This window comes from Pseudoalteromonas sp. AWH4_217 (genome assembly GCF_056161105.1).
In genome coordinates, this window is the sequence record NZ_JBSWYM010000010.1 from 176769 (window position 1) to 189010 (window position 12242).

General features: G+C 47.7%; 7 protein-coding genes. 5 read left to right on the forward strand and 2 right to left on the reverse strand.

Annotated features, from left to right (window positions below):
- Positions 1-103: 103 nt before the first annotated feature.
- On the forward strand, positions 104-5032 hold the full coding sequence (locus tag ACXAH1_RS14310) for a hypothetical protein (RefSeq protein WP_475197567.1): 4929 nt from the start codon (positions 104-106) through the stop codon (positions 5030-5032).
- Between the two features lie 254 nt (positions 5033-5286).
- On the forward strand, positions 5287-7929 hold the full coding sequence (topA, locus tag ACXAH1_RS14315; protein ID WP_475197568.1) for a type I DNA topoisomerase: 2643 nt from the start codon (positions 5287-5289) through the stop codon (positions 7927-7929).
- 73 nt (positions 7930-8002) lie between these two features.
- On the opposite strand, the gene ACXAH1_RS14320 is transcribed toward topA, so the two are convergent.
- Positions 8003-8251 (reverse strand): hypothetical protein, encoded by a 249-nt coding sequence (locus ACXAH1_RS14320; protein WP_054016854.1) that lies wholly within the window; start codon positions 8249-8251, stop codon positions 8003-8005.
- A gap of 220 nt (positions 8252-8471) precedes the next feature.
- Here ACXAH1_RS14320 and ACXAH1_RS14325 point away from each other — a divergent pair, with 220 nt between their 5' ends.
- From ACXAH1_RS14325 to ACXAH1_RS14335, 3 genes are read left to right on the forward strand one after another with little or no spacing between them, the layout of a single operon-like run.
- Positions 8472-9953 (forward strand): alpha/beta hydrolase, encoded by a 1482-nt coding sequence (locus ACXAH1_RS14325; protein ID WP_475197570.1) that lies wholly within the window; start codon positions 8472-8474, stop codon positions 9951-9953.
- Between the two features lies 1 nt (position 9954).
- Positions 9955-10689, forward strand: a complete 735-nt coding sequence (locus ACXAH1_RS14330) for an ABC transporter ATP-binding protein (protein ID WP_253046284.1) — start codon at positions 9955-9957, stop codon at positions 10687-10689.
- On the forward strand, positions 10686-11822 hold the full coding sequence (locus ACXAH1_RS14335) for an ABC transporter permease (RefSeq protein ID WP_475197571.1): 1137 nt from the start codon (positions 10686-10688) through the stop codon (positions 11820-11822). The genes ACXAH1_RS14330 and ACXAH1_RS14335 overlap by 4 nt, the downstream gene beginning before the upstream one ends.
- A gap of 41 nt (positions 11823-11863) precedes the next feature.
- Here the strand turns inward: ACXAH1_RS14335 and ACXAH1_RS14340 are convergent, their stop codons facing one another.
- Positions 11864-12109, reverse strand: coding sequence for a hypothetical protein (locus ACXAH1_RS14340; RefSeq protein ID WP_475197572.1), 246 nt, complete (start codon positions 12107-12109; stop codon positions 11864-11866).
- Positions 12110-12242: the final 133 nt, after the last annotated feature.

Below are 12242 nucleotides of genomic sequence, written 5' to 3' on the forward strand. Positions count from 1 at the left end.
AAAAATCGATGACAGCCGCTAAAAATTTGTGATTTTACATCCACAATTGGGTTAACATGGTGAAAATAACTCAAAATTATTAGATTGCTAGGGAGAATCGAAAATGTCTCTGATGCGCTGGTTTAGTATTACTTTGCTCAGTTTGCTGATGATCGCCTGTGGTGGCGGTGGTTCGATTGAAAAAGACACCTCGGGAGGTGGCGGTACAAATACAGATTATGAACTGGTACTGAGTACAAGTTCAGCAAGTGGCGGAAGCCTCAGTATCAGTAACCCCATCACAATCACAGCAAAGCTCACCAATGATGGCGCACCCGTTGCCAATAATCTGGTTAAATTTACTAATGACGAGTTTTCTGACTTCGCCTCTGTGAGTTCACAACTTACCGACAGCAATGGTGAAGCGAAAGTGACGATTATCGCCAATCGGTTAGGCGGGGCGGGTACCATTTCAGCCACTGCGGACGTGGGTGAAAATACCGTCAGTGGTTCAGTACCTTATGCCGCGGCTGGTGATGGTGGTATCCAAATCGCGATGACGATTACCGGCTCAGATGGTCAGCCGATCAATGCGACTAATCCAATTAGCGGTACAGAGATTGCGACAGTCACCGCAATCCTAACCGACAATGGCACACCTTTGAATGGACAGGTACTTGAGTTTTCTAAAGAGGCCGACAGCGAAGATCTACTTGTTACGAATGGCAACTCAAATGTACAGACTGACGCCAATGGTGCGGCACGTTTACTTGTCCAGGCAACGGACAAAGTGGGAGCGGGCTATGTTCAGGTTACCTATAACGAAGACATCAACGCCCGTATCGGATTCGAGTCAGCAGGTAACCCCTTTTACGATAAAGAGGTTTACGACCTGCGCGTGCAATTGGTTAACGCTGCTGAGCAAGCTTCCAGTGACCTGTCACTGGCTAATCCGTTGACGGCACAAATTCAGCTCACTTTGAATGAACAGCCTGTTGCAAACGCTGAAATCGCGGTTTCTGTTGAAGCCAGCGCGCGCTTTGCAAAGCCAACCGAGTCAGTCAGAACAGATGCGAATGGTCAGGCAGAAATTCAAATTTTCGCGACAGAAACAGCGACGGTTGATCAACAACTTGATGCGTTTACGGCAACTTACTCAGTGTCCGGTGATGAAGCAGCCAGAACCGTTGCCAGCTACGTTGGCGCGGGAGATGGTGGTCTGCAAATGACGGTCTCCGTGGTTGACTCTGCCGGAAATGCAATCACCAAAGAAAACCCCCTACTTATGGAAAGAGAGGGGACAGTAGAAGTGAACCTCACACGAGATGGCGCGCCTGTCGCAAATGAGCTGGTTACTGTGGGTGAGTTAGTAAGATCAGTGATAGATGACGAAGCTGCACTTACTAATGACGACGGTGATGCGATTTTTAAACTCACTGTGAATAACTCCAAAGGTTGGGAGGAGTTTGATGTATCATACGCCGGGCGAGCGTTAGCAACAGGCAGATATTACTCTCAGGGCATTGTAGCGGGTGAAGGAATACAACTTTTAGTCAGCGTCGTCGACGATCAGAACAATGCCATTAACCAGGAAAACCCTCTCAAACCAGGTACGGTCACACGAGTGGTCGCAACCTTGACTAAAGACGGTGATCCAATTAAAAACGAGTTGGTGACCATTTCCGGAGGCACTAAGGCGGTTACTGCCCCTTCTGATGGTGTGACGATCACTGATGACAATGGCGAGGCCGTTGTTACACTTATTCCAAATAAAATCATCGGGTGGGATCAGGTTTCTGCCTCCTATGGCAGTGGTGGTGCCGCTGTGACAGAAGTGGCGAGATACTACTCTGACGGTGACGAAGATTTTGGCGAAAGCGGTTACAAACTGCTTATTTCAAGTTCGAATGCACAAGGCGCGTCAAATTCAGTGTCCGCTGCCTCACCCCTGACGCTGTCGGTTAACTTAACACTAGACAGTGATGCAGAAGAAAATGCGCGCATCCAGTTTACCGTTGATCAGTATGCTGACCTGGAAGACCCATTCTCAGGTGATATAGTAAAAACTTACTCGACGCTCACAGACAATACCGGTAACACGAGTATCAGACTTGTAGATAATTCTACTTCTGGCGCGGGGTCAGTAACCGTGTCATTTATTGAAAACGATGCCGTGGTAGTGTCTAGTCGCCTTAACTTTATTAGTGCCGGTGATGGTGGCATCAAGCTATCTGATATTTCTCTTGTTAATTCATCTGATCGTGATCAGAATATTGATGCAAGCACACCGCTTAACGACCAAACAACGGGTATTGCGATTGTTACACTGACTCAAAATGGTGTGCCTCTGGCTAACAAGCCAGTGTTATTCACGACGGATAGCCTGGCAACCCTGAACCCGGCCAGCGGCTTAGTTCAGACTAACGCAAGTGGTGTTGCAGAAATAACGGTATTGCCTACCGTAACATCTGGTTTGGGGCGTATAAATGTTGCTTATGAATTAAATGGGGTCACGTATACAAGCGATGAGCCTAAATACTTTAACTCTGCCGGTGCGAGTAATCAAAATGAAGGGGACTACAACATTCAAGTTAGGCTACTGACTGAGTGCAATTCAAATTGGGATGCAGACAGAGAAACGGTGAAATTGAATCCGTCTGACCCGTCAACCAACTGTAATAGCATTACCAATCTGGAGTCGACAGAGATCCCCGATATTTATGTCAGTATCACTGAACGTCAGGATACTTCGAAAAACATTGCTAATGCGATCGTAGATATCACAACCAGCGTAGGCCAGGTGTTACCTTCTTCTGGCAGGGTATTAACCGATAGCCAAGGCGTTGCGCTACTTAAGTTTCAACCGGGCAATGGTAGTGGCGCGGGCACCATTACGGCATCGTACAACGGAGAAACCGGCTCCCGTAACTTCTCTATTGGCCTGCAGAGTCTGTATTTAGACTTATCTGCGCCCCATGGTACCGACGAAGCCACGGCACTTAAATCTGGTGGCTCTATGGTCATTACCGCCAGTGTCTATTCGGATGAAGCAAAGCAAAACCCGTATACACTGCCTGTTGATGTAGAATTTAGTTCGACCTGTGCTGATGAAGGCACAGCAACAATTGATTCACAGGTGAGGTCTATCAATGGCGTTGCCAGTTCAACGTTCAGAGCAAACGGTTGTAATGGTCTTGACACTGTGGTGGCGACGATTACATCTGGTGGCGGTGTAAATCAACCTGAGTCCATTCAATTCAGAGTATTGGAGGCTGAAGCCCAGGCTATTGCTTTTGTTTCTGCATCTAACGCGTTTATCGGTTTACCTCCTGGTATTGGGGGAGTGCCAACAACTTCTGTTCTAAAATTTAAGCTGACAGATACAGATAGTTTGCCATTAAAGCAAAAGCGGATGGACTTTAAGGTCTCAGATCAATCCGGTGAAGCTTTGCTCGTAAACTATAGTAGCAGCACTGATAATGAAGGGGTTGCGCAAACCACTATCACATCAGGGATAGTGCCGGGCGCTCTGGTCGTTGAAGCCTGCTATGTCAAAGATGAGCTGTATAAAGACCTGCCGGATGGACAAAATGTAACGTGCTGGCAGTCGCAAATCGATCTCTGTGCTTCTCTCTCTGAATCTGAACTCGACGAAGGAAAGTTTGGCTGTGTCAAAGATGAAACATTGACCCTTATTCCAATCGCGGACCAAATCAATGCGGTGTCTTCTGGCGTTATCTTGTCATCAGGTGTGCCTGATCAAAACAGTTTCGACGCCGCACCGACTAAGAATAACCTTAATGCATTGAACAATATCGGTGTAACAACGGATATCCATGTGTATTTTGGCGACCAGTTCAATCAGTTGTCGGGTGATAATATCGTTGCCAATGTGCTCGCAGAAGCGGGTGTTGTTGGTGCCATTGGCGGACCAGCAAGTAGCACATATGAATGTCAGGCTGTTGACGGCTTGTGTGTTGTTCAATGGAGACGCCAGGGAGATATTCCGTTTAGTGACACAAAATGGGGGAATACCCTCGATAGGGTTTGTGATACATATTTTGGACAGACTGCACCATGTATTGGCGGGTACCCCGCGAACAACTTAGATGGCAATCCGATAGTGCGAGGGGGTAGAGTATCTATTCTCGTTACTGCCAAGGGCCAGGAGAGCTTTGTTGATAAACCCAGTTCAGATGGAATAGAAAGAAGAAATGGTCGATTCGATCAGGGGGAATTCTATACCGCATTCGATTTGCCAGAAGCCTTTATTGATAATAATGAAGACGGCAAGTTCAGAAACTGTGACGAAAATGGGGAGAACTGCCAACCGGTGAGCTGTGACCTGCCTTCTCAAGATTGTGAACCGGGTAACAGCACTGGCGGGCATTTCGAAACCTTTAGTGATATCAACAACAACGGCGTATATGACAAAGCTGATGGTATTTATAACGGCCTGTTATGCTCTGAAGAGGCGATGAACGCTGATGGTGGTCCGTATTGTACAAGAGACTTAATAGAAGTACGTAAGACGTTTGAAATTGTCTTGTCGGGTAACATACCTTATGTCAGATTTGCGGTTCCCAAGACATATATGAATCCCGCCTACGCAACGGATCCGGTTGCTAACCCCGTCAGTTGTGATGGGACATCTGAGGCTTTGCTTATTGGGTTGGCGTCTCTCGAAGATTCGAATAGTGCTGATTACTGTGATATCGAACAAATAGACCTTACTCATGCTAACGTTGGTGCAACCACTTTTATTCCCGTACATATTTTCTATTCGGATATTAACGGCAACACGTTACCGGCTGGCACCACTATCACCATTACAACAAACAATGGTGAAGTCGGTGTGGGTAGCCTGACAGGAACTATTACCGACTCAACTGCAAGTGGTACTCTAGAGGCGGTCGTTTCAATTTCCAGAGAGGCAGCATCTAACAGCAGAACCGTCGGAAATATGACTGTCACCTTTACTATTCCATCAGCCAGTGATGATGGTGAATCTACAGTTCATACCAGAACGTTGAGCATTATAGACGCTGGCTAACAACGTCAAAACAAGGGCCAAATTATTGGCCCTTTTTCTTTAACCCTTGAAATTCCTTTCATATCCGCTATATTCGCCCTTTCCATCAAGCAATCTATACGCCTGGGTAAATTAGCAACAACAATTGTTCATAAAATCACTGCTTGGCGAAAAGATCGAACGAAAAGCTTGTAACAATAGGTATTTGTGGATATACCTATATTTAATCGCGCCCAATGAAGGGCAACAACCAGACAGAAGTCAAATAGGCAGCTATGGGCAAATCGCTAGTAATCGTAGAGTCTCCCGCAAAGGCAAAAACTATCAATAAGTACCTGGGTAAAGACTACATTGTGAAATCCAGTGTTGGTCATATCCGTGATCTTCCTACCTCAGGCGCAGGTAAAACTAAAGGCCTGGCAACAAAATCTCCCGCTGAAGTGAGAAAGATGTCGCCAGAGGAAAAGGCTGAATATAGAAAGAAGAAAGATTACGCGAACCTGGTTGCCCGGATGGGAATAGACCCGGAAAAAGGCTGGGAGCCGCACTATGAAGTGCTACCTGGCAAAGAAAAAGTCGTACAAGAACTGGCTAAGCTCGCAGAAAATGCAGACACCATCTATCTCGCAACCGATTTGGATAGAGAGGGAGAGGCAATCGCGTGGCACCTTGAAGAAGTGATCGGTGCTGATGCAAGCAAATATAAACGTGTTGTATTTAACGAAATCACCAAAAATGCCATCACACAGGCGTTTGAGGCACCAGGGCAGCTAAACACTGACATGGTTTATGCGCAACAGGCACGACGTTTCCTCGACCGCGTTGTGGGTTTTATGGTATCTCCTTTGTTGTGGCAAAAAGTCGCGCGCGGATTATCAGCCGGTCGTGTTCAGTCTGTGGCCGTTCGCTTACTGGTAGAACGTGAGCGTGAAATTAAAGCGTTTATTCCGGAAGAGTTTTGGGATATTCATGCGGACACAGCGTTAGCGGAACAAGACGTCCGCTTTGCCGTGACCAAGTATCAGGGTGAAGCTTTTAAACCACTGAACGAAACGCAAGCTAACAAAGCCGTTACAGAGCTGCAAAAAGCACAGTATCAGGTTGTTAAGGTTGAAGAGAAACCCAGTAAGAGCCGTCCCAGTGCACCTTTTATTACCTCAACCATGCAGCAGGCGGCAAGCACTCGTCTGGGCTACGGGGTGAAAAAGACCATGATGCTGGCACAACGTTTGTACGAAGCGGGTTACATTACCTATATGCGTACAGACTCTACCAACCTGTCTAATGATGCGGTTGAAATGGCCCGTGGTTATATTTTGGATAACTTTGGTGATAAGTACTTGCCGGGTGTTCCCATTAAATACAGTGCAAAAGACAATGCTCAGGAAGCGCACGAGGCAATCCGTCCTTCTGATGTTAAAATCCTTTCCGGACATGTTGAAGGCGTTGATGCTGATGCTAAGAAGCTCTATGAGCTTATCTGGCGTCAGTTTGTTGCCTGTCAGATGACACCAGCAGAATACGACCTGACTAATATCACTGTAGGTGCAGGCGATTACACGCTTAAAGCACGCGGCCGTGTGTTGCGTTTTGACGGTTGGACACGTGTGCAGCCAGCAGTACGTAAGAAAAACGAAGAGGAACAGGCACTGCCAGCCGTTGCGGTAGGTGATACCGTGCAGTTGCAGGCGCTGGATCCAAAGCAGCACTTTACTAAACCGCCGGCACGCTTTAGTGAGGCGAGCTTGGTTAAAGAGCTTGAAAAACGAGGCATTGGCCGTCCATCTACTTATGCGTCAATTATCTCGACCATTCAGGATCGTGGTTACGTGCGAGTGGAAAACCGCCGTTTCTATGCTGAAAAAATGGGGGAGATTGTTACTGACCGGTTGATAGAAAACTTCGACGAACTGATGGACTTTGATTTTACCGCCAAGATGGAAAATCGCCTGGACGAAATCGCCGAAGGTGATCGTGTCTGGACTCAGGTGCTTGATAAGTTTTATGCCGATTTCTCTAACCAGCTTGAACTGGCTGGTAAAGAGGAAGCCGAAGGCGGCATGCGTCAGAATGTCATGGTTGAGACCGACATCGATTGTCCAACCTGTGGTCGTAAGATGGGGATCCGTACTGCTTCTACCGGGGTATTCCTGGGTTGTACCGGTTACAACTTACCACCAAAAGAGCGCTGTACGACGACCATGAATCTCATCCCGGGTGATGAAGCGGTTGATGCGGATGTAGAAGACGCAGAAACCGAAAGTCTGAGACAGATGAAGCGTTGCCCTAAGTGCGAAACCGCGATGGACTCTTATCTGATTGATGAAAAGCGTAAGCTACATGTCTGTGGTAATAACCCGGGTTGTAGTGGCTACGTGATTGAGGAAGGCAGCTTCAAGATTAAAGGCTATGACGGGCCGGTCATCGAGTGCGACAAGTGTGGCGCAGACATGCAGCTTAAGTCAGGCCGTTTCGGTAAGTACTTTGACTGTACCAGTGAAGACTGCAAAAACACGCGTAAGCTGCTGAAAAGCGGTGAGCCTGCGCCACCTAAAGAAGATCCGGTGCACTTACCTGAACTCCCGTGTGAGAAGTCAGAAGCTTATTTTGTGCTTCGTGACGGTGCATCTGGTATTTTCCTGGCTGCGCATACCTTCCCTAAATCCAGGGAAACACGTGCGCCTAAAGTGGCTGAGCTTAAACGCTTCAGGGATCGTATTTCGCCTAAGTTCTATTATCTGGCGGATGCGCCAGAGCAGGATAGTGATGGTAACCTGGCCGTAGTAAGGTACTCTCGTAAAACCAAATCGCAATATGTGATGACGGAAGTCGAAGGAAAAGCCACAGGCTGGAAAGCGACCTACGAAAACGGTAAGTGGGTTGAGGAAGAGAAAAAGCGTAAGAGCGCTAAGTCTTAAATAACCAGTTTGATTACCCTATGATTGAAAACAAAAAGGCCAGCAAAAACTGGCCTTTTTTGATCTTTGAGTATTAGATGTCGACTTCTGTCACGGCCACGTAGCCGCTGGCAGATAGCTCCTCGTTAACACACTGCAAAACGTACTGACGTAGCGCATCGGTTGCAACTTCGTCATCCTGAGCCCATTCAACACACATTTGTGTCAGCTCTGCAACTAGGCTAGCTGGTGCACTTTGTAGTTGCGAGTCATCTGCAGCAACTGAGGTTGAAGTTAAAGTGGCGGCTAAAACGCAGCTCGCCAGGGCTGAAAATAGTTTCATTGATGTTTCCTTTTGTGTTTAGTGTAACGTTTCGTCACAGTGAATTTTTAAACTAAAACGCAAAAAAAGAACAACGAAATAAATCACTCTTAAAGATAAGTGAATGTGATTTGAAGAACAATCGACTGTTTTTGATTAGGGAACTGCCGACATAACAATGATATACTCGAGTAAATCTGACTTATAGAAGACCCGCCCGGGCACTGAAAAGGACGGTACAATGAAAAATAATCGCGGGCGATTCCGCATACTGCTCAGACACAGCCTGATTGCTGTTGGCCTGCTCAGCGGCACAGTCAGCCATGCCGACACAGCTGGCCTGACTCCTTGCTATGCCAAGGGACTTGCTGATCAGCTGCTGTGCGGCAGTGTGGAGCAGCCCTTATCGGAAAATAACAGTGAACAGATCAGCATACACTATGCAGTGATCCCAGCTATTAAACAGGTCCATCCAACAGAAGCCATTTTGGCATTCGCTGGCGGACCGGGGCAATCAGCCATTGACGTTGCGGCCGTCTTTGCACGTGTCTTGCGTTATGCCCGCGAAGAGCGGGATATTATTTTGGTTGATCAACGTGGTACCGGCAAATCCAGTTTGCTTCAGTGTGACATGGATCCTCTTGAGGCACAGTTTGCCTTTAATGACGATGCGCTGCCCATTTTTGAATACAGTCGTGAAGAAACCCAGAAGTGTAAAACCAAGCTTAATACTGATCTCAGCCATTTTACCACAGCTGCGGCAGTCAAGGATTTTGAAGCGGTACGCCTCGAGCTGGGATACAAAAAACTTCACCTCTTTGGGGCGTCTTATGGTACGCGTATCGCACAAGAGTATATGCGTCGCTACCCAGAAGCTGTGGCGAGTGCGACACTAGATGGCGTGGTACCTATGCAGCAAAGTCTGATTGCGATAGGCGAGGCCATAGATGACTCATTACAGGCGATATTCTCAGAATGTGCTGACAGCGTTGAATGTAACCGCCAGTATCCGCAGCTGGCGCAACAGTACCAGACGCTGCTTGACACACTGATAGCGCAACCAGCGACGGTACAGGTACCACATCCCAGAATGCACAACCTCATTCCGCTGGTGTTGACACAAAATAAGGTACGTTCGGCCATTCGCATGGCGCTGTATAGCCATACAACACGTGCTCTGGTGCCGCTGGCCATCAGCGAGGCGGTAAAAGGCAATTATTTACCTTTGGTTGGGCTGATGGGCAGTGATTCCGCATTTGGCTCGCTGGCGATGGGCATGCACAGTGCAATCGTTTGCGGCGAAGACTGGCCTGCACTCACGGCACAAACACGGTCGCGTTTTGCCAGCAGTTACTTTGGGCGTCTGATGATGGAGTCACTCGATGCCAGTTGTCCGATATGGCAGGTCAGCGCGGTCAAAAAAGACTTTTATCAGCCGCTTAGTACGGACATTCCAACCTTATTGTTGTCTGGCGGACTCGATCCCGCAACACCTCCAAGCTGGGCAGAGCTGGCCATGGTTAATATGACAAATGCGCGTCACCTGATCGCTGATGAGGCAACGCATGGCGTGGCAGGGCAAAGTTGTGCCGATAAACTGGTTGCTGAATTCATCAGTCAGGGTGACCCCGGCAAACTGGATGACAGCTGTTTAAAAAAGGCGACCGTCAGACGCTATTTTATGAACCCCAATGGCCCCGTAGTGGCAAGCCAGGAGCCGTAACATGATCAAAGTACACAATCTTAAAAAACAAATTGCCTCAGTGGACGCGATGGATGGCCTGAGCTTTAGTGCCGAAAACGGCCATATCACCGGGTTACTGGGTCCAAACGGGGCAGGCAAAACAACCTGTCTGAGAACTGTGTTTGGTTTGTTGCAAGCTGACGACGGGTACGCTGAGATCGATGGAATAAAGGTTCACGAAGATCCGATGGCTGCAAAACAACAGCTGGGCTTGTTTCCGGACCCATGCGGCCTCTATGAACGCCTGACACCCAGAGAATATATTGAGTTTTATGCGCAGCTGAGTGGTATGACGAAAACCGCGGCAAAAGCGGCGACTCAACGTGTTATCGAGCAGTTGAAAATGACAGACATTGCCGACAGACGCTGCCAGGGCTTTTCTCAGGGTCAGCGAATGAAAACAGCACTGGCTCAGGCAATCGTGCATCAGCCACGCAACATCATTCTTGATGAGCCTACTCGCGGGCTGGATGTAATGAGTACCCGCGTACTCAGGGAGCTATTGCTAATGCTTAAGGAGCAGGGCCATTGTGTGCTGTTTTCAAGCCATGTAATGCAAGAGGTAGCCGCATTGTGCGACCATGTTGTGGTGATGGCTAAAGGTAAAGTGGTTGCTCAGGGCACACCGGACCAGCTTTGTGAGCAGACAGGTAAAGCGAGCCTGGAAGAGGCGTTTATCGTACTGATAGGCAGCGATGAGGGGATTGCGGCATGATGAGACAGGTAAATATCCTCTTCAAAAAAGAGCTGCTAGATGCGTATCGTGACAAACGTTCGGTGATGGCTGGCTTGTATTATGCGTTTGGTGCACCTATCGTAATGTGCCTGCTGTTCTCAATCTTGTTGCAACAAATGGCGTCGCCTGAAGCACTAAAAATTACCATTGAAGGTGCTGATCGTGCTCCGAATCTGGTTCAGTATCTGGATAGCGCTGAAATTAGTCACAGTGACGCGGACGATGTAAAGCCCATTCGTCTGGAGATAAGTGAAGACTATCAGCAGGATATGGCCCATGGCCGTAGTGCAACCGTAGTGATTGTTGCTGATAAGTCAGACAGTAAGCTGATCAAATCCGTGCGCAGGCTGGAAACCGCGTTATTGAGATATAACAGCGAAGTTGCGGGACTGCGCCTGGTCGCGCGTGGTATCGATCCTGGCCTGATGCGCGCACTGGACGTGCAGACACACGACCAGGCTACTCCGGATGCTAAAGGAGGCTTGTTTCTTGGCATCGTGACCTTGTCCATCATTATTGCAGTGTTTTACTCCGCAATGAATCTAGGCATAGACACCAGTGCGGGCGAGCGGGAACGTAATTCACTGGCGCTGCTGCTGAGTCATCCGTTAAGCAGTATGCAGATTGTATTGGCTAAAGTCGCCGCGATTGCCACTTTCTCTATTCTGGGATTAGCTCTGGTACTGGTGGTGTCTAAGTTCGCTTACGCCATGGTGGCCTGGGAGCAGCTGGGCTTTAGCATTACTCTGGATATTCGTTTTATTCTGGTAAGCTTGATCATCGGAATACCAATTGCCCTCATGTCGGCCAGTATGCTGATTTTTGTGTCCTTTATGGCTAAGTCATTTAAAGAGGCACAGTCATACGTCACTATGGTTCTCATGGTGCCGGTTGGTCTGAGCATGATGACCAGTTACGATATCGCGACAGAAACTATCCAGTGGTTGCCGATTGCTGCGCAGCAATACGCTATGATTGAACTTATCAAAGGTAATGCAATACCATATACACCATTGGGCGTGGCGTCGGTCTTTACACTGGCATTGTTTGCGCTGTTTACTTACCTGAGTAGCAGATTGCTGAAAAGTGAAAAAGTGGTGTTTGGTTTATAACTCGCCCGAGCTGTTTGGTAATGATATCAAGCCGGCTAATATTAACCGGCTTGATATATAAAATAAAACACTGGCAGGCAGCTCAGTAGCCCGACAAAAAATATTTTGAAAAATCCGTCTCGATTTTCAGTGAGGTGGGCAAGGCCAATACTGTCTTGATCAGCCTGTTCGAATGGTTTGAAGTATCTGTATATCTTTATAATCACCAAACCAACAATAAACGGCAGCAACACCGCAGTAACCGCCAATAGCACCAAATACCAAGCTTCCGGAGCTGTACTTCTCATCTTATATACACTTCTATAAAATAGGTACATTAGCAAAAATGCACCTCTGTCTCAATCTACTTCAGGTAATTAGCCGTAATGGTAAAAACGACATTTTTAGACTCTACTGACCAAAGGGGGCAATCAAGCATCC